Here is a 17,846-nt window from a genome sequence, read left to right on the forward strand (position 1 = left end):
CCCCCGCTCACGCTGTCGAAACGACGCCTCCCGCGAGCCGTACGGTGACCGTGTGGGAGGCGCCGGCCCGATCCGCCAGCCGGCCGAAGACGAGCGTGAGCCGGGCCCCCGTCCGGGCGCTGTCCAGGAGCGGATGCGGGTCCACGACCCCGGCCACCGGGTGGTCCCACGTCACCGTCAGCCCGTCGAGCTCACGCGGTGTATCGGCCCGGGGATCGGCCACCGTCACCGTCGCCGTGCCGTCGCCCAGGTCCCGCACGAGGACCGCGCACGGATCGGAGGCGGCCAGGCCGCCCGCCCGTCCCCCGGCCCAGAAGGCGACCGCGGTGATCCCGAGCGACGGCACCGCGATCCCCTGCTGCGCGGAGGTGTTGGCGAGCACGCGGGCCCAGCCGGGGTCGGCGGCACGGGCCCGCGTCGCGGCCGGGCCCGCCCCCGGCATGAGGTGGTAGACGTAGCCGGCCGCATCAGGGTCCACGCCGTGGTCCAGCCAGATCGTGGCGTACGACCGGCTGACCCCACCCGCCGTACGGGTTTCGCGCAGCGTCCGCAGAGGCTGCCCGGGGGGCAGGACATAGCCGCCGTGGCCGTCCAGATGCGCCCACCCCGCCACGGCGTCCACGGCGAGGGCGGCGCCGGTCCTGCGGTTGTCCACAACGGTCTCGACCGGCACGCCGTCCCGGCCCGTGATCCCGGCGCCGAGGCAGACGACCGTGTCGTCGAGGAAGAACCACGACTTGAAGGCCTCAAGGGTGCTTTTCAGGCCGTACAGGTGCTGGCCCACGGCCGCGTACGCGCCGTCGGTGACGCCGCCCACCCATTCGGCCGGCGGGCGGGTGTCGCCCCACGCGCCGCCCGCACCGTCGGGCAGGCTAAGCGTGGAGACGGTGGTGCCCGGCAGCCGGTACGGATCAACGGTGGGCCAGAAGGAGTCGGAGTACTGGTCGCCGTGCTCCCGGCCCCACCAGTAGAGCATTCCGGCGCCCGTGTGCCAGCCGCGCGGGTTCTCCCCGTTGCCGTGCTCGTAGTGGGCCACCCGTGAGGAGGCCATGCTGAGCGCCGCGCACCAGCCGGGCCGGCGGTGTACGGCGCGGGCGCTCACAGGGAACAGGCGGTGCCCGGGGGGCTCGGGTGCCGCCGGTGTCGTCTCGTCGCGCAGCACGGCCGCGAGCCGCGCGTGGAACGCCGGATCGCCTCCCTCGGCGGCCCGGAGCATGGGCTTCGCGGTGTCGCGCGCCGCCCAGCCCTTGACCATGCCCCGCCAGCGGGCCCGGTCGGCGGCCGGGGCCGTCTCCGCCAGCAGCAGGATCGCGGCGGCGATCTCCCTGCCGCGCGCGTGGTCGCCGTACGGCCGTCTGGCGACGCCGCGTCCCCGTACGAGGTCCATGAACGCGCCGTCGTGGACGAACGGCGCGAACGACCTGTCGACCGCGTCGAGGAGGTTGCGGAAGGCCGGGTCGGCGATCTCCCACGGCGTGCCGCGCAGCACCGCGGACAGCGTCGCGAGGCCGGTCAGCGCCACCACGCCATACCCTCCCTGGTAGGGGACCGAGCCGTGCTGGATGAACGAGCCGTCGCGGTAGAACCCGTCGCCCTCGGTGACGTACCGGAAGACCGGCGAGAGCGCGGAGACGGCGAGCGCGGCCCGGCCGGGGTCCGCTCCGGCGATCGCCCGCAGCAGCGTGACCGTGCACAGGTCCACCCGGTTGGCCCCGGTGCTGTTGCCCGCGTAGTCGTCGAGGCGGCCCGGGGGGACGAAGTTGTCCACAGCCTCACACAGCGCACCGGTCTGACCGCCCGTCAGGTGTGGCTTGGCCAGCAAAGCCGCGTCGAGGAGTGCCCTCGGCGCTCCGATCTGCCAGTCCCACCAGTTGCCGGTCTGGCCGGCGTCCGCGGCGTACACGTGGCGCACGTAGTGCTCGATCCCGGTGGCCACGGCCGAGCCGAGGCCCGGCTCGGCCGTCAGCCCGGTGCCCGGCAGCGCGTACGCGCGGGCCATGGCACGCAGCCGCGCCGGGGTGGCGCCGAGGGACGGGAAGGGCAGGTCCGGCCAGAGCGACCGGCCGGTGGGGGTCATGGCGTCGCGGTGCAGGCGGGCCTCCGCACCCAGCCGCGCCAGCCGGCCCCGGTACGGCTCCCGCGCCGGATCGAACAGGCCCGCGCCCAGCGTGACCTCCCGCCAGCGGCGGCCCAGCACGGCCAGATCCTCGACACCGGCCTCGGTGCCGGGTCCGGTCTGGGGGTCACAGGCCGTCAGGAGGACGGCGAGGCCGCTGAACTGGAGAAATAATCGCCGGGAAGGTCCCTTCACGCGTAGATTATCCGCGCGATCCGCCGCTTTCATCGATCTTCGGCAGACATCTATGGGAGCGCTCCCAAATGACGTACCTTTCTTCTGCCTTGTCACCGGGAAAGGGAGCGTGTTGTGAGACGAGTGTTATCCGCGGCCGGTCTGGCCCTGCTGCTGCCGCTGACGGCGACCTCGGTCGCCTCCGCCTCAGGAGGTCACGGCGGGCACGGGCCGGGGACCTGCGCGAAGAAGGCCGCGCTGTTCTGCGAGGACTTCCAGTCCCTGCCCGTCGGCGGCGCGGCCAGCCTCAAGTGGGGCGTCGACACCAAGCACGGCACGCTCACCGTCGAACCCGCGGGGGGCGGCCAGAAGGTGCTGCACGTCCACACCGAGGGCAACGGCCGGGCCTTCCTGAAGGTGGACGACTTCGCCCCGCCCGGCAACGGCTTCTACGGCCGCGTCCGGCTGCGCGTGAAGGCGTTCCCCACCGCGCCCGACTGGGCGCACTACACGCTCGTCGAGGCCACCGGCGCGGGCCCGGAGATCGTCCGGCCGCTCGGCGGGCAGTACGTTCCCACGCTGGGCAAGGACCTGTGGGGCGTCGGCGCGGACGGCGGCCCCACCGGCGACTGGACCAACTGGCGCGAGTCAGCGCCCTCCCGGGCCGGCGTCTGGCAGTGCGTCGAGTGGCGGATGGACCCCGCCGACAACCGGATCTCGGTGTGGTTCGACGGCGTCCCCCAGCCCGATCTGACCGTCTCCACCCGCGCCCACGGCGGCAACGACACCGACTTCGTCTTCCCCAGGTTCGACACGGTGAAGCTCGGCTGGCAGCTCTACCAGCCGAACCCCGCTCCCTCGGCGTACGACCTCTGGATGGACGACATCACGCTGAGCACCGGCCGCGTCGGCTGCGCCTGATCCCGGACGACTGACCTCACGCCGCCTCGGTCCGGCTCCCGCACAGCAGGCGCAGGGAGCCGGCCGCCAGGCCGGTGACCAGCACGACGTGTACGGCGAGGTGGACGGCCATGAAGTAGGCCGTGAACGCCACCCCGCGCTGCCGGCGTACGAACCCGACCAGCACCGGATCGGCGACCGCGAACCCGGCGACGAACGCCGCGGGCAGCGCGGACGCGAGGGGGTGGAACAGCCCGAACGGCACGCTCAGCAGCACCAGCGCGAGGCACGCCAGGGCGAGCGCGCAGGAGAGGATGCCGACCGGGCTGTTGGCGTGCTCGGGCTTGGCCGCGCCGCGCCGGGCGGTGGCCAGGGCGAGCGGGATCAACGGCAGGGCCCGCCGCCACTGCTCGGTGAGGATCGGCAGCAGGCGGCTGCCGTCGTCGTGGCGGCCCACGACCGTGTCGGTCAGCACGATGCGGCTGCGCACGGCGAGCCTGCTGCTGTACTCGACGTCCTCGCAGTCGCGCAGCCGCTCGTCGAACCGGCCGGCGGCGAGCAGCACGTCGCGGCGGATCGCGGCGAGGGCGAAGACGACGCTGTTGACCTCTCCGAGGTGACGGCGCCGCCAGTGGACCGCGTGCAGGATGCGGTACCACTCGACCGGGCCGTCGTCGATCAGCGGCTCGACGTCGTAGACGCCGTGCACGCAGCCGACCTCCGGGTCGCGCTCCAGGATCTCCATCGCGCCTGCCACGGCGTCGGGCCGCAGCGCCACGTCGGCGTCGAGGAAGAAGATCACCTCGCCGGTGGTGGCGTCGATCCCGGCGTTGCGGGCGGCCGAGACACCTCGGTTCTCCGGCAGGCGCACGACCCGGCAGCCCAGCTCCTCGGCGATCGCCGCCGAACCGTCGGTGGAGGCGTCGTCCACCACGACGACCTCGCCGGGCCGCCGCGTCTGCGCGAGCACCGACTCCAGGCACAGCCGCAGGGTCTTGGCGGCGTTGTAGCAGGGCACCACCAGGGAGATCACCGGCTGCCCGCCTTTCCCGCGGATGCGGCGTACACGGCCAGCGTCTCGTGGGCGGCGCGGCGCCAGCTCAGCGTCTCGCGCACCAGCCGCTCCCCCCGCTCGGCGAGCGCCCGGCGCAGGTCCGGGTCGTTCATGACCTCGGCGACCCCCTCGGCGATGTCACCCGGCTCGTCCGCCCGTACGAACCGCACGGCGGGCTCGGCGGGGTCGCCGAGGAAGATCCGGGAGAAGCCGTCGCCCAGGATCACCGGGCGGGCCAGCGCCATCGCCTCGGTCGCCACCAGCCCGAACGGCTCGAACAGCGAGGGGAAGACGCAGGCGTCGGCCATCGCGTAGTGCTCCAGCAGGGCCTGGCCGTCCACGAAGCCGCCCGAGGTCAGCACCCGGTCGCCGAGCCCCGACCCGGCGGCGATGCGCCGCACGCCGTCCTCGTCGCCCTCGCCCACGATCACCAGGCGGAGGCCGGGCACGGCCGCGGCGATCGCGGGCATCGCCTCCAGCAGTTCGTAGACGCCCTTCTGCCGTTCGATCCGGCCGACGAACAGCAGCACCGGGTCTTCCGCGCCGATGCCGAGCCGGGCGCGCAGGTCGGCCGCCCCCAGCCGCAGCTTCTCCCGGTCGAAGCCGGGGTCGGCGACCACCCGTTCGTACGTGCCGCCCAGCCGGACGACGTCGATCGGCGTCCGGTCCCACCCCGCCGCGAGCAGTTGCTCACGCACCTCGGGGGTGGCCACCACGACCCGGCGGGAGATCCGCGCCAGCCACCGCTCCAGCGCGGCGAACAGGCCGAGCGGGTCGGTGATGCTGCGCTGGCGCGCCACGCCGTACTCGGTCGTGTGGACGTGGAAGACCACCGGGAGCCGCAGCACGTAGTGGCTCAGCAGGCCGCACAGGAAGTTCGTCGAGTCGTGGACGGCGACGACGTCCGGCCGCCGGGCGGGAGGCAGCCGCCGCAGCAGCAGGAAGTAACGCCAGTTGCTCACCACGACGGTCAGCGCGAGCAGGAGGAACTCCGCGCCGCGCGTGCGGTTGAGCCGCCGCCCGCGGGCGACCGCGCCGAGCACCCACCCGAGCACGCGCCCGCGCGGCCGGTACGCCGTGACGCCGCCGGCCCGGTCCCACACCGGCAGCCCACCGTCGTTCAGGGTGAGGACGGCGAGGTCGTGGCCGCTCGACAGGTGCGGCGCGATCATCTCGGCGTACCGGCCGAGCCCCGCCGTGATGTTGGGCGGAAACTGGTTGATGACGAAGGCGATCCTCATCGCCGTGCCTCCCGTACGCCGGTCACGGCCGCGGGAGGGCCGCCGGGCCGGTACAACCGGGCGCAGGCGGCCACCACGACGGCCACGAGGATGAGATTGGTCAGGGCGAAGGCGACCAGCCCGCCGGTCAGTCCCTGCCAGGCGATGAGCGCCGCCTGGCCGCCGAGCGCGAGCGGCGTGCCGGCCAGCAGGCAGCCGATGAGCACCCGGGCCCCCCGCACCCCGTCCATCGTCAGGGCGACCTGGTAGAGGTTGAAGACCGTGTGCGCGCCGATCCCCAGCGCCGACAGGGCCATCAGCCCGAGCGAGTACGGATACTCCCCGCCCATCAGCAGGAAGAAGACCGTGCTCGCGGCGAACGAGAACACGGCGGTCGCGCCGAAGACGGCCGGGCCGAGCCGGGCGATGCGCCGCATCACCGCGGGCTTGTCCAGGGTCGCCAGCGTGGGCAGCAGCACCAGGCCGACGCCGTCGGTGAACACCACGCCCAGCAGCCGCTTGGGGAAGCCGTTGTAGACGGAGTAGACGCCGACGTCGGCCGGGGGCGCCCAATGATTCAGGAAGATCACGTCGACCCCGAACGCCACGGCGGTGAGCGCGCCGATGGCGGTGACGTACGCGCCGTGCCGGTACGTCGAGCGGGCCAGCGCCCGCGACCAGAGCCTCGGCCTGACCTCGAACCCGGCGAAGGAGAGCGCGGCGAACACGAGGTTCGTGCCGATCAGCGCGATGAGGTACGGCTCCGCGTCGCGCACGTCGAGGGCGAGCAGGCAGAACGCGGCGGTGCCCAGATAGGCGACCGCGACGGCGAGCTTGAGCCACGCGACGAGGCGGAACCGCTTCAGCCCCCGCAGGAAGCTCTCGGTGAGCTGGTTGAGCGTCATCGACAACGCCAGCGCGAGCGCGAAGGCCAGCGTGCGGACGTCCACGCCGAGCGCGGCGGTCAGCGGCCCGGCGGCCAGCAGCCCGGCGGCGAACACCGCCGCGCCCAGCACGAGCGTCGACAGCAGCGCCGTGGTCACCAGGGCCGGCCGCGCGCCGGGCTCGGCCCGCGGCAGCTCCTGGAACATGACGAGGTTGAGGCTCATCAGCATGCCGACCGTGACGATCAGTGCGATCGACAGGACGACGGTGAAGTGGCCGAACGCCGCGGCTCCGGCGCCCCGGGCGATGACGAGCGTGGTCGCGGCGGCCGTGCCGCTGGCGACGGTGCTGACCAGCGTGGGCCCGGCCGCCCAGCGGTGGGCGGCCAGCAGCGCGGCCGCCCGCTCCGTCAGCGCGCCCACCGCAGGTACGCCCTCCGGGCGAACTCGAGGTCGTCGGCCGTGTTGACGCCGCGCGCCTCGCCGGGATCGGCGACCGGCACCACGGTCAGCGGCCAGCCCCGCTCGCGCGACAGGTGCGGCAGGAACGGCAGGAAGTTGACCTCTCCGGTGCGCGCCCCCACCGCCGCCCCCACCGCCGCCTCTGCCAGGTAGCGCGTCCACTCCTCGTGCAGCCCGGCGACGTCGAGGCAGAAGACGCCCACGTCGCCGAGCCCGCCGGGGCGGCACTCGTCGCCCTCCCTGGTCTGCCGCACCCGCGTCAGCACGCCCCGGTCGTCCAGTTCGTACTCCACGTACGGGTCCGGCATCGGCACGAGCGGCAGCGTGAGGCCCTTCTCGTGGGTCTCGGCCACCTCGCGGACGGTCGACGGCGACAGGTTCGCCTGGTCGCCCCAGACCACCAGGATCACGTCGTGGCCGCTCCAGTGCGGGGCCGCGCCGAAGATCGCCCCGCCCATACCGGTGGGCGACTTCTGCACGCTCACCGAGACCGATCCCGCCGCGATCTCCGCCGCCGCGAGCGCGCGGAACGGCCCCTCCCCCTCAGGCGACATCACGACGTGGACGTGTTCCACGTGCGGCCGGAGCCGCTGGTGGAGCACGTGCCACACGGTGACGCCGTCGGCGACCTCCACCATGATCTTCGGGATGCCGAGCCCCAGGCGGGTACCCCGCCCGGCGGCCGGGATCACCGCGCAGATCCGCTCAGCCCGCACCGCTCACCTCCACGTCCTTGTCCAGCAGGGTGGCGATCTCCTCCAGGTCGCGGGCCGCGACCGCCCCCGGGGCCGGCTCGACGACGTGCGCGTGGATGGTCGCCAGGCCCGCGCCGACCGCCGACGCGACGCCGTGCGCGGAGTCCTCCAGCACCACCACCGCGCCGGGGTCGAGACCCCAGTGCTCGCAGGCGTACGCGTAGCAGGCCGGGTCGGGCTTGCTCACCGGGAGGTCGTCGCCGGTGAGCACGTCGATGAAGTACGCGTCGAGGGACCGCTCCGCGAGCGTCCGCTCGACCGAGGCGCGGCTCCCGCCGGTGACCAGGTACGCCGACCGGCCGGCGGTGGTCAGGCGGGCGAGCAGCCGCCGCGCGCCGGGGAACACGGCCACCGTTCCAAGGTTCTCGCGGTACAGCCGCTGCTTGAGCCGGGCCAGCCGGGCCGCCTCCTCGGTGTCGCCCAGCAGGCGCACCGCCACCTCACGGGTGCTCGCGCCGGTGTGGTCCGCGTACCGGAAGGAGGCGAGCAGGCCGGGCGCGACCTCGGCGATGGCCTGCCGGAAGGCCGCCTCGTGGGCCGGGCAGGAGTCGACGAGGGTGCCGTCGAGATCGAAGAGCCAGACGCGGCGGGCACAGGCGTCCGCCAGGAGATCGGTCACCGGGCCCCCGCCAGCGCCGCCTCGTGCCTGATGGCGAGCAGCGCCTCGGCCGTACGCCTCCCGTGATGCGCGCCGGGGTGACCCGGGTCCTCCAGGTCGGCGGTGAGCCAGCGGGCCCCCGCCCACTCGCCCCGCCCGAGCACCCCGTGCGGCACCGTCGGAACGCCCGGCGTGGCTTCGGCTCCCGCGTCCGCGTCCGGCCCCTGATGGCTGAGGACGTGGGTCACCAGGCGCCGCCGGTTGCCGGGGTCGCCGAGGTAGGCCAGCGTGCGGTCCACGAGGTCCGGCGCGCTCAGCCCCCGGCTGTCGTGGTCGTCGCGGGTGTTCACGACGAAGACCTTCGCCGCCGCCCGGCTCCGCGCCACGGCGTCCGCCACGCCCGGCGTGAGATAACTGGGCAGCAGCGAGGAGTGCGGCGTTCCCGGGCCGTACACGATGAGGTCGGCGTTCCTGATCGCCTCCAGCGCCCGCGGGTTCGGCGTGACCTCGGCGCGCTCCTCGAGCAGATCATCCCTCGCCCACTCGGGGGGCGACGCCTCCAGTTCGGCCCGCCGCCGCCCGCCGACCGGCTCACGCAGCAGGAACAGATCGGTGATCGTCGCCTGCGGCCGCCGCTGGTCCCGCGGCGCGACGATGTCGGCCTCGTCGGCCAGCAGCGTGCCGTCCCGCCTCAGCGCGACGAGGAACGCGTTCTCCCCGTTGGTCACGTTGAGCAGCCGTACGGGCGAGCCGAACGCCCGGGCGCAGGCGTCGACGGCGGCGTTGAAGTCCCGGCCGAGCCGCAGGTACGCCCCGGCGAACACGAGGTTGCCGAGCGCGCAGTCGGCGAGGTCGAACCCCTGGGGAGCGGCGGCGAGCCGCCGGGCGAAGGCGCGCAGGTGCGCCGCGACGAGCGCGGACGCCTCCTCAGGCAGCGCGGCGAACCGGCCGCGCCGCGCGGCGACGGCCTCGATGACCTCGGTCAGCCCGGCGGGCGTGGTCCCGGCCGGCAGGCGGTGTTCGAGCACCGTCGCCAGCGCGGCCTGCGCCGGGTCGGCGGGATCGAGGTGGAGCAGCAGGTTCTTGCGGAAGTCCGACGGCCCGAGCATCCCGGGCAGGTAGCGCCGCAGCGCGCCGGTGGAGTGGCCGTTGTCGTAACCGTTCACCACCAGCGACAGATCGACCCCGGGAGTGACCAGCATGCCCCTCGCGATGCTGGCCGCTCCGCGGCCGCCGTTGAACATGGTGACCGCGACGTTCATCGGGCCTCCTCGGCGACCGGCGCGGGCGCGACGGCGCCGGGGGTGGGAGGCCGCAGGACCCCCCGGCGCAGCAGCCAGTGACGGAAACCGAGATAGACGACGAACAGGGCGCGGTCGCGCGCACCGCGCCAGAACCGCCAGCCGCGCCGGCCCCCGCCGCGCTCGCGGTGCTCGATGGGCACCTCCACCCACTCGTGGCCGATCTCGGCGACCCGGGCGGTGATCTCGGTCGAGCAGTTCATGCCGCCCGACTCCAGGGGCAGGGCCCGGAACAGCGGGCCGTACACCACCTTGAAGATCGAGTTGAAGTCGCGGTAGCGGGTGCCGTGCAACAGGTTGCTGACCGCGCCGCTGGCCGCCGACCCCCAGCGGTACGCCGCGCCGTCGGCCTTCCTGATCCGGGCGCCGGAGAACGCCATGGCCTCCCCGGCCCGGATCCGCGGGATGACCCGATCGAGGTTGGCGATCGGGAACTGGCCGTCGGAGTCGAGCAGCACGACCCAGTCGAGCCGGGTGTGGGCGATGGCGGTGGCGATGGCCGCGCCCGCGCCCTGGTTGCGGTGATGCGTGACGACGACGAGCCGCGGGCACCGGGCCCGCAGACCGGCGAGGATCTCACCGGTCGCGTCACCGCTGCCGTCGTCGCAGACGACGATCTCCCAGTCGCCGACGGCCGGGTTGTTCTCCAGATACTCCTGCCACTCGCTGACCGTCGCCGCGATGGTCTCCGCCTCGTTGTACGCGGGCGCGGCTACGGAGATGTCGACAGCACTGTCCATCCGGCCGTCCAGGGAGCCGCCCGGGGAACCGTCCTCGGGACGCGTCACGGGATGCGTGTACGGCAAAGTCACCTCCTCGGGAGGTATCGGGTTGCGGGGAAACGAGGGAGAGGATCAGCGGTCGTCCGCGCCGAGCAGACGGCCGATCCAGCGGTCCAGGGGAAGCAGATTGATCCCGACGATGATCGGGACGTGCACGAGGGCGAACACGATCGTCGCGCCGAACGAGATCGGCCCCCCGGTGAACAGGTTGATGTGCGGCGCGTCGATGGTCTCGGGGATCTCGACGGGGTTGGCGACGAACCACATGATGTCGAGGAAGCCGGAGAAGACGATGAGGACACCGGTCGCCATGATCTTCAGACAGCGGCCCGGCGTCCCCCCGCCGATCCGGTACGCGGCGGCGACCGTGAGCACGATGCCCGGATAGAGCAGCAGATAGAGATGCGTGTAGAAGCTGTCGCCCTGGGCCCGCGCGCCGTCGCCGTAGTAGAACCAGCTGATCCTCGGGATCAGGTAGCCCGTGAAGAGCACGAACGGGACGTAGAGCAGCCAGTTCAGCCGGGGCGACACCCAGGGGAAGACCGCGATCGCCACGCACAGGCAGGCGAACGCGAGGAGCTTGGCCACCATCTGCCAGGGCGACTGGATCTCCCTGGTGTGCGGCGTGGCCAGCCACACGAAACCGGTGCCGGCGGCGCCGACGACCAGGGCCATCCACCACACGTGGGGCGCCCACGGGCGGGAACCGGCACGGACGACGTCCGCCGGAAAATTTCCGTCGAGACGGGGCCGGGACGGAGGACTTTCGCCGAATGCCGTCATGAGGACGCGGCACCTTCCTTCCAACGTGCCACTGGGGCAGGCGTGCCGTATGGGCGCTGCGAAGAATGCAGCCGCGAGCGCGGGAGCGCTCCCACGCATTATGTCATTCCCATCCGGAAATTCGTCCTCAATAGTGAGTATTGGGCGACAGAGCCGGATATTTTCGGGCGTCTTCCCAGGTCAGACGGGGTCAGTACGACGAAGTCGTACTCGCGAGTAGTTGAATGTTGCGCCACCGTTCGCCATTCCCTCGCGTTACGGACATTGTCAACCGCGTTTGCGGACGCATGTCAATTTTGGACCGGTCCTTATCCCGAGGAGCGGCCGTCCACCCGGACGCAATGCCGCGGCGCGGACTTACGGCACCGCGCCCTGACGGCGCCGCGCGCCGACCGCGCCGCGCTCTGTCCTGCCCGGCGCCGTCCTCATCCCGGGCGCCCCCGGTCGACCCTTCGGACAACCGGCCAATGTCTTCGCCACGCGCGCGGTCAGCTCGGAAGAGAGCGGCACCCGGCCGGGCCGCACCCCGACGATCGACACGTACCACTCGCCGGCGCTCACACGAGATTTCCTCGCGCTCAAGAGACATTTCCGGCCGTTTCACTGACAGCCGCGCTCGCGAACACACGCTGATGGGGGTCAAGACAGCGAAGTCCTGCAGATGGCCCGCAGCGCATCCCGCAAAAAACGCAGGCAAGCGGGCATGACCCGGTCCGGCCTCCTGGACATCGTGGAGGCACACAAGTGTCAACTGATCGCCAGAATCTGGATGAAAGAGCCCGGCAGGAATATGTCGCCGAATGGGAGCTATTGCTATGCCGTTCAGGACATGAGCCCGCACTTCAATCAGTTGCTGTCGGCGCAAGACGAGAGGGGTGTTCTGCTGGCAAACGGGCACTCGGGTCGCCGGCGGGGCGGACTCGTCGTCAGTGACCTCCTGGGCAGGCGGCCCGGGTCACTGCTCTTCGAGCACTGACGGTTCTCGCTCACCACCGTTCGCGGGGCTCGTCGCCACACGAACCGCCTTGTCGACGAGCCCGTGTGCCGGCGTTCGAGAGGGACGCGGGGGCCGAGCGACCAAGGGGGCACCCCTGAGCGCATTTTCACCGGGCGCGGGTCAGTGATTGACGGGAATTCGGGGAGCCTGGGGGTCGGCGTTGGCCCTCCGATGGCGCGGCGCGTCCCCGCCGCCTCGGCCGTCCTGCTCACGCGCCGCCTGCTCACGTCCCGGCTGCTCACGTCCCGGCTGCTCGGGCGCCGCCTGACGTGACGGCCGGCCCTCGGCCTTCATGATCTCCTCTTCGAGGTCGCCGGGCGTGGGCGCCTCCAGCAGACGGGCCACGATCCGCGTCGCCGCTCGGGGGACGGCCCAGAAGCTGCCGGTGCGCTCGCCGTACCAGACCATCCATCCGGGCGTCTTCGCCGCCAGGGCCCGCGCCGCGCTCCTGCCCGCGGTGCTCTCGCTCGTCATACCGATCCTCCCGCTCGCCGTGTCTCCGGGGAGCGCCCCTCTACCCAGTTACGGGCGGGCCAAGCACGGCCATGTGAGCACGGCCTGTGAGACGTGGCGCCGGGAGCCCGGCTCCCGACGGCCGGTAATGCCCACGCCAAGAGCACGCCCAGAAAGTAATACTGGTTAAGGGGGATATTAGGGATAGCCCGCTTATCTGGCTAGCTGGTATGTTTGAATGACTCAAGTCCCCGGTAGAGCGGGCGGCGGCGAGGCATCGGCCCGCCGACCCCAAGCTGTGCCGCGCCACTGGCTCGGACGACCGGCTCACGTCCCGGAAACCCTTACGGAACAGGGGTTTTGCATGATCCCCGTAGCGCGGGAGACCCCCCGGAGCAACCAGGATAAGTCCCCTGTTCTTTACTTATTTGCCCCTATATGGCACACAACTGGGGTTGCCGGACGGACTCCCATGCCATCGACTGCCGGACATTACTGGGACCTGACACTCCTCCGGGTAGCGTCGTTCAAGACAGTACGCCCGAAAAATATGGATGAAGGCGCGTATATGACAACGCAGCAGCTTGAGATCAGTGTGAGCGATCACCAGCCGGCCGTCGTGGTCGTGCTGCGGGGTGAACTCGACATCGCCACCGGAGACAGCCTCCGGAACGCGATCAGGAAGCTCGTCCACCAGGGTCGCGCGAAGATCGTGGTGGACGCGTCGAACCTGCGGTTCTGCGACTCCTGCGGCCTGGAAGCGCTGCTGGACGCCCGGGACGACATCGAGAAGGCCGCCGGTTGTCTGCGGCTCACCGGAGTTCACGGCATCTTGAAGATCGTCCTTGAGGCGACCAGGCTGCGCGGCACGTTCTCGATCGACGGCACGCCCGTCGAGGCCGTCGCCGCCATGGTGGTGACGGACTCGCACGACGTGTCCATGGTCTGATCACCGGAGTCTGACCTCTGATCATCCGGCCCCCGCCCTCACGCCGAGGGCGGGGGCTCTCGTACAGAACCCCTCCTGCCCGCAGCGCGCCGGCGGTCGTTTGCACCGGTCGGGCCGGGGTACGCGCGGACGAGGGAAAGACCGGACCGTTCAGGGGGAGGCACCATGGATCAGTCCCGTGTGCCCGTGCTGGAGGCTTTGGCCGCCTACCGGAAGCGAGGAGATCTCAGCTTCACGCCTCCGGGCCACAAGCAGGGCCGGGGGGTGGATCCGCGGGTCCTGGAGATCATGGGAGTCGACGTCTTCCGCGACGACGTTATGGTCATGAACGGTCTGGACGACCGGCTGCAGACCAACGGGGTGCTCGAAGAGGCCCAGCAACTCATGGCGGAGGCGGTCAACGCCGAGCAGGCGTTCTTCTCCACCTGCGGAAGCTCCCTGTCGATCAAGAGCGCCATGCTCTCCGTGGCCGGTCCGGGCGAGCGCCTGCTGGTCGCGCGCAACGCCCACAAGTCGGTCATCTCGGCGCTGATCCTGAGCGGCGTCGAACCGGTGTGGGTCCACGGAGACTGGGACGGCGACCTCCATATGTCGTACCCGCCCACTCCCCAGGCGGTGGAGGAGGCGTTCCGGGCCGCCCCCGACGCCAAGGGCGTGCTCGTCGCCAGCCCGGTCGACTACGGCACGTGCGCCGACCTGGCCGGCATCAACGAGGTGTGCCGCAGGTACGGCCGCACGTTCATCGTGGACGAGGCCTGGGGCGCCCACCTGCCGTTCCACGACGACCTGCCCGAGTGGGGGATGAACGTCGGGGCGGACCTGTGCGTGACGAGCGTCCACAAGATGGGCAACGGGCTGGAGCAGAGCTCGGTGTTCCACCTGCAGGGCAACCGCGTGGACCCGGCCGTCCTCAAGGCCCGCGAGGACCTGCTCGGCACGACCAGCCCCTCCACCCTGATCTACGCCGCGCTCGACGGCTGGCGCCGGCAGATGGTGGAAAACGGCAAGGACCTGCTCGACCACACGCTGGAGCTCGCGGCGTCGGTCCGCGCCGAGATCGGCAAGATGCACGGGCTCTGGGTACTGGACAAGGAGAACACCGGCGCGTTCGACCTCGACCCGCTGAAGCTCGTGGTCGACGTGTCGGGCCTCGGCGTCGACGGCTACCACGCCTCTGACTGGCTGCGCGAGCACTGCCACGTCAACATGTCGCTGAGCGACCACCGCAGGGTGAGCGCCGAGATCACCGTCGCCGACGGCGAGGAGACGGCCGGCGTGCTGCTCGACGCGCTGCGCGCCCTGTCGTCGGCCCGTGACCTGCCGCCCGCCGCCAGGATCGACGTGCCCGAGCCGGGTGAGCTGGAACTGGAGGTCGCCATGCTGCCCAGGGACGCGTTCTTCGGGCGGGTCGAGATCGTGCCCACCGGCCAGGCGGTGGGGCGGATCGCGGCCGAACTGGTCACGCCGTACCCGCCGGGCGCGCCCGCCCTGTGCCCCGGCGAGATCATCACCGAGCCGGTGCTGAGCTACCTGACCACCGGGCTCGACGGCGGCATGGACATCCCGGACGCGAGCGACCCCACGCTGAAGACGCTCCGGGTGGTGGCGGAGTGACGACCTCGACGGGGGCTAGGCCCAGCGGGCGCTGACGGTCTCCGCCAGGAGCATCTCGGCGACCTCGCGCGGACGGCCGCCGCGGGCGTAGGCGGCCCGCTGCCGCGCGGCGCCCGAGCCGTACCGCCGCATGTGGTCGAGCTGGAGGGTCAGCGCGGCCCAGTCGCCGTTCTCCTCCAGCATCGGCCGCACGTGCTCCAGCATGCGGTCGACCAGGTGCCAGCCGGGCACTCGGGCGCCGGCGAGCAGGTCGTACGCCTCGCCCTCCACCCCGTCGTGCGCCGCGCGCCAGTAGGCCGCGCGCAGAAGCGTGTCCTCCACCTCGGGGGCGGGCACGCCGGCCCGTACGTCCCGGAGCGCGGTGGCGGCCAGGCCCCGCACGAGCCCGGCCAGCATCGCGGTCTCGGCGGCGGTCGGGCACACGTCCGCCGCACGGATCTCCAGCGTCGGCACGTGGTCGGAGAGGCGGGCCAGCCAGTAGATCATCCCCCGGTCGAGGATCGTGCCGCCGGTCAGCATCCCGGCGACGAGGTTCTCGTAGTGCCGGCGCGAGCGGAAGTACGGCGGCGGCTCCGCGCTCGGCCACCGGCCCATGACCATCGCCCGCCAGCTCGCGTGGCCGGTGTCCCTGCCGTCCGCGATCGGCGAGTTGGCCGTCAGGGCCTGCAGGACGGGGAGCCAGGGCCGCAGGTGGTTGCTGACCCGCAGCGCCTCCTCGCGGTCCCCGAGTCCGACGTGGACGTGGCAGCCGCAGACGCCCTGCCCGTCCATCACGGCCCCGAACTCGCGGAGCATGGCGTGGTAGCGGGGGCACGACGAGAGGGGCGGCACCCCGAGGTTGCCGTCCAGGGCCGTGCCGCACGCGGCCAGCCCGAGGCCCGCGTCCGCGGCGGCGCGGGCGGCGGCCCGGCGCGACTCCACCAGGTCCCCGTGCAGCGCACGCAGATCGGTGTGCACGGCGCTGTTGCTCTCCAGTTGGAACCGCGTCAGTTCGAACACCAGCCGGTCCGCCGCCGGCCCGGCCAGCCGTGCGTACACGTCCTCGGCCGCCGGGACGACCCGACCGGTGCCGGGGTCCAGAAGAAGGAACTCCTCCTCGACGCCGAGCGTGAGCGCCGCCGGGTCCACGGGTGCCCGGGTGACGAGGGAAGAGCCGTGGACGGTGTCGAACCGGCCCTCCCTTGTCACGTCTGGCATCGGTGGTCTTTCTCGGAGGAGGGTCCAGTGAATCAGTCCCCCATTCCCCCGGACGATGCCGCGAAAAACCACAAATGGCATTTCTTGACGCGGGTCCGTACGGCCCTGCCCGGGCGTGCCGCCCCACTAGACTGACCGCCTGACCGGGGCCTGCCCGGCCGTGCCCGTGTCCCAATGCCCGTGTCCGATCGCCCGTGTCCCGCCGAGGTGTGCCAGTGACCGCCGCCGTCGTAGTGACCCCCGTGCCCGCGCACGTCCCCGACCACGTCCTGGTCATGGCACTTGACGGCGCGCTGGACTACACCAACGCCGACCGGCTGCGTGAGGAGCTCACGACGGCCGTCGGCGAGGGCCACCGCGAGTTGCTGCTCGACCTGAGCGCGCTGAACTTCTGCGACTCCACCGGGATCCGGATCCTGCTGTCCGTACGCAAGCTGCTGCAGGAGCGGGACGGCGGGGTGACCCTGGCGGGGATGAACCCCCGGCTGGCGCGGATATTCCGGACCACCGGGCTCATCCACGCGTTCACCGTCGAACCGGACCTCACGGAGGCCGTCGGCGCGCTGAACGCCCGGCCGGGGCCCGAGTAGGGCAGGTAGGGGCATCGGAAGGGTCACAAGAAGGTAGCCTCGGTGACGCCGAGGTGAGATGAACGGCAGAACCCGGTGAGGGCGTGGCAGGGCGGCGGCGAGGAGGACAGGTGGTGGACCACCACCGGCAGTGGCCGATAACGGAGGACCTCGCGACGTTACGTGACGACATCCAGCGGTTCGCCCTTGCGGCGGGACTCACCGGCGCCCGGCTGGACGATCTCGTCATCGCCGCCAACGAGGCCGCGATCAACGTGCTCGAACACGGCGGCGGAGTGGGCACGCTGGTGATGTCCTCCGACGGCGCCGTGCTCGCCGTCGAGGTGGCCGACGAGCTGGGCACGCTGCGCCCCGGCGCCGTGCCCGGACAGCGGCCCTCCGGCCGGAGCGTCCGGGGCTTCGGCCTCTGGCTCATGGGCGAGTTGTGCGACTCGGTGACGATCGAGCAGGTGCCCGGCCGGTCGACGATCCGGCTGTCCATGCACCTCGACACCGGCGGCCCGGCCGCCGGAGCGGGCGCCGCTCCCGTACGAGGGAGCATCCACCCGATCTGAACCGGCGGCCGGGCCTTCGGCCGGTCCCGCGTTGACCCTGGTTATCCTCTCGATCCCGTAAATCGGGCCGACACGACGGACCGAGCGCCATAACCTGGGTCCCGCCACCACCTCCTCCAGGGCTGCCGCACGGCTACCTGAGAAACGTCCATGACGCGGCGGCAACCGCGATCAGGACGCAGAGGCGAATGGTCCGGGGCGTGCTGTCGACGACGTCCCGGACCGCTCTGGCCACCTCGCCAACCCACGAGCCGATTTCCGGGTCGTGGAACCGGACTTCCTGACGGCGTTCCCCGCTTCCGCGGGGTCTGATGGCACTCATCGGGGCACCCTCCCCCATATGCGCTGTCCGGGCGGCGATTCCCCGGACCTTTCCCAGATGGTCACAGGTGACCCAGCGTGCACGCAACGCACACGGAGGGCATTCGGGGTTCCATGCGGAGAGTGACGATCGTGTCACAAC

General features: G+C 72.1%; 16 protein-coding genes. 5 read left to right on the forward strand and 11 right to left on the reverse strand.

What is annotated here, in order from left to right; all coding sequences use genetic code 11:
• Window positions 1–7: 7 nt before the first annotated feature.
• Entirely contained in the window at window positions 8–2,311 is a 2,304-nt protein-coding gene (locus tag HHX37_RS00125) for a polysaccharide lyase 8 family protein (RefSeq protein ID WP_310740215.1), read from the reverse strand.
• Window positions 2,312–2,425: 114 nt separating this feature from the next.
• Between HHX37_RS00125 and HHX37_RS00130 the strand changes: the two genes are divergently transcribed.
• Window positions 2,426–3,211 carry a hypothetical protein gene (locus HHX37_RS00130; protein ID WP_182882470.1) on the forward strand — a complete coding sequence of 262 codons (786 nt, stop codon included), beginning with the start codon at window positions 2,426–2,428 and terminating at the stop codon, window positions 3,209–3,211.
• A 16-nt stretch (window positions 3,212–3,227) separates the two neighbouring features.
• Here the strand turns inward: HHX37_RS00130 and HHX37_RS00135 are convergent, their stop codons facing one another.
• From HHX37_RS00135 to HHX37_RS00175, 9 genes are all read right to left on the reverse strand, one after another.
• Entirely contained in the window at window positions 3,228–4,223 is a 996-nt protein-coding gene (locus HHX37_RS00135; protein ID WP_310738257.1) for a glycosyltransferase family 2 protein, read from the reverse strand.
• The gene (locus HHX37_RS00140) at window positions 4,220–5,485 is read right to left on the reverse strand and encodes a glycosyltransferase family 4 protein (RefSeq protein WP_182882471.1); all 1,266 of its coding nucleotides are present in this window, start codon (window positions 5,483–5,485) and stop codon (window positions 4,220–4,222) included. The genes HHX37_RS00135 and HHX37_RS00140 overlap by 4 nt, the downstream gene beginning before the upstream one ends.
• On the reverse strand, window positions 5,482–6,771 hold the full coding sequence (locus tag HHX37_RS00145) for a lipopolysaccharide biosynthesis protein (RefSeq protein WP_182882472.1): 1,290 nt from the start codon (window positions 6,769–6,771) through the stop codon (window positions 5,482–5,484). Before HHX37_RS00145 ends, HHX37_RS00140 begins: the two co-directional genes overlap by 4 nt.
• Entirely contained in the window at window positions 6,759–7,526 is a 768-nt protein-coding gene (locus HHX37_RS00150; protein ID WP_310738258.1) for an NTP transferase domain-containing protein, read from the reverse strand. Before HHX37_RS00150 ends, HHX37_RS00145 begins: the two co-directional genes overlap by 13 nt.
• The gene (locus tag HHX37_RS00155) at window positions 7,516–8,184 is read right to left on the reverse strand and encodes an HAD family phosphatase (RefSeq protein ID WP_310740216.1); all 669 of its coding nucleotides are present in this window, start codon (window positions 8,182–8,184) and stop codon (window positions 7,516–7,518) included. Before HHX37_RS00155 ends, HHX37_RS00150 begins: the two co-directional genes overlap by 11 nt.
• Window positions 8,181–9,425: a 2-phospho-L-lactate transferase CofD family protein gene (locus tag HHX37_RS00160; RefSeq protein WP_182884119.1), complete on the reverse strand. Its 1,245-nt coding sequence runs from the start codon at window positions 9,423–9,425 to the stop codon at window positions 8,181–8,183. Before HHX37_RS00160 ends, HHX37_RS00155 begins: the two co-directional genes overlap by 4 nt.
• Window positions 9,422–10,252: a glycosyltransferase family 2 protein gene (locus HHX37_RS00165; RefSeq protein ID WP_310738260.1), complete on the reverse strand. Its 831-nt coding sequence runs from the start codon at window positions 10,250–10,252 to the stop codon at window positions 9,422–9,424. The genes HHX37_RS00160 and HHX37_RS00165 overlap by 4 nt, the downstream gene beginning before the upstream one ends.
• Before the next feature lie 66 nt (window positions 10,253–10,318).
• Window positions 10,319–10,921 carry a hypothetical protein gene (locus tag HHX37_RS00170; RefSeq protein ID WP_111697657.1) on the reverse strand — a complete coding sequence of 201 codons (603 nt, stop codon included), beginning with the start codon at window positions 10,919–10,921 and terminating at the stop codon, window positions 10,319–10,321.
• A gap of 1,225 nt (window positions 10,922–12,146) precedes the next feature.
• Window positions 12,147–12,500: a hypothetical protein gene (locus tag HHX37_RS00175; RefSeq protein ID WP_182884120.1), complete on the reverse strand. Its 354-nt coding sequence runs from the start codon at window positions 12,498–12,500 to the stop codon at window positions 12,147–12,149.
• A gap of 547 nt (window positions 12,501–13,047) precedes the next feature.
• On the opposite strand from HHX37_RS00175, the gene HHX37_RS00180 reads away from it, so the two are divergent.
• Together HHX37_RS00180 and HHX37_RS00185 are read left to right on the forward strand one after the other, a co-directional pair.
• Window positions 13,048–13,428, forward strand: coding sequence for an STAS domain-containing protein (locus tag HHX37_RS00180; protein WP_182873148.1), 381 nt, complete (start codon window positions 13,048–13,050; stop codon window positions 13,426–13,428).
• A 165-nt stretch (window positions 13,429–13,593) separates the two neighbouring features.
• Window positions 13,594–15,042 (forward strand): aminotransferase class I/II-fold pyridoxal phosphate-dependent enzyme, encoded by a 1,449-nt coding sequence (locus HHX37_RS00185; RefSeq protein WP_182884121.1) that lies wholly within the window; start codon window positions 13,594–13,596, stop codon window positions 15,040–15,042.
• 15 nt (window positions 15,043–15,057) lie between these two features.
• Here HHX37_RS00185 and HHX37_RS00190 read toward each other — a convergent pair whose 3' ends face one another.
• Entirely contained in the window at window positions 15,058–16,239 is a 1,182-nt protein-coding gene (locus HHX37_RS00190) for a carboxylate-amine ligase (protein WP_182884122.1), read from the reverse strand.
• A gap of 215 nt (window positions 16,240–16,454) precedes the next feature.
• Between HHX37_RS00190 and HHX37_RS00195 the strand changes: the two genes are divergently transcribed.
• Window positions 16,455–16,829 (forward strand): STAS domain-containing protein, encoded by a 375-nt coding sequence (locus tag HHX37_RS00195; protein WP_182882478.1) that lies wholly within the window; start codon window positions 16,455–16,457, stop codon window positions 16,827–16,829.
• A gap of 110 nt (window positions 16,830–16,939) precedes the next feature.
• Complete coding sequence (locus HHX37_RS00200; RefSeq protein ID WP_182882479.1) at window positions 16,940–17,383, forward strand: ATP-binding protein; 444 nt, start codon at window positions 16,940–16,942, stop codon at window positions 17,381–17,383.
• Window positions 17,384–17,846: the final 463 nt, after the last annotated feature.

The sequence above is a fragment of the Microbispora sp. H10885 genome (assembly GCF_014161415.1).
In the GTDB taxonomy this organism is placed as follows: Bacteria; Actinomycetota; Actinomycetes; order Streptosporangiales; family Streptosporangiaceae; genus Microbispora; species Microbispora triticiradicis.

Excerpts from the sequence above, each read along its gene's own strand:
- HHX37_RS00140 (WP_182882471.1), bottom strand. The coding sequence starts at position 5,485 with ATGAGGATCGCCTTCGTCATCAACCAGTTTCCGCCCAACATCACGGCG.
- HHX37_RS00160 (WP_182884119.1), bottom strand. The coding sequence starts at position 9,425 with ATGAACGTCGCGGTCACCATGTTCAACGGCGGCCGCGGAGCGGCCAGC.
- HHX37_RS00170 (WP_111697657.1), bottom strand. The coding sequence starts at position 10,921 with ATGGCCCTGGTCGTCGGCGCCGCCGGCACCGGTTTCGTGTGGCTGGCC.
- HHX37_RS00175 (WP_182884120.1), bottom strand. The coding sequence starts at position 12,500 with ATGACGAGCGAGAGCACCGCGGGCAGGAGCGCGGCGCGGGCCCTGGCG.
- HHX37_RS00180 (WP_182873148.1), top strand. The coding sequence starts at position 13,048 with ATGACAACGCAGCAGCTTGAGATCAGTGTGAGCGATCACCAGCCGGCC.
- HHX37_RS00185 (WP_182884121.1), top strand. The coding sequence starts at position 13,594 with ATGGATCAGTCCCGTGTGCCCGTGCTGGAGGCTTTGGCCGCCTACCGG.
- HHX37_RS00190 (WP_182884122.1), bottom strand. The coding sequence starts at position 16,239 with ATGCCAGACGTGACAAGGGAGGGCCGGTTCGACACCGTCCACGGCTCT.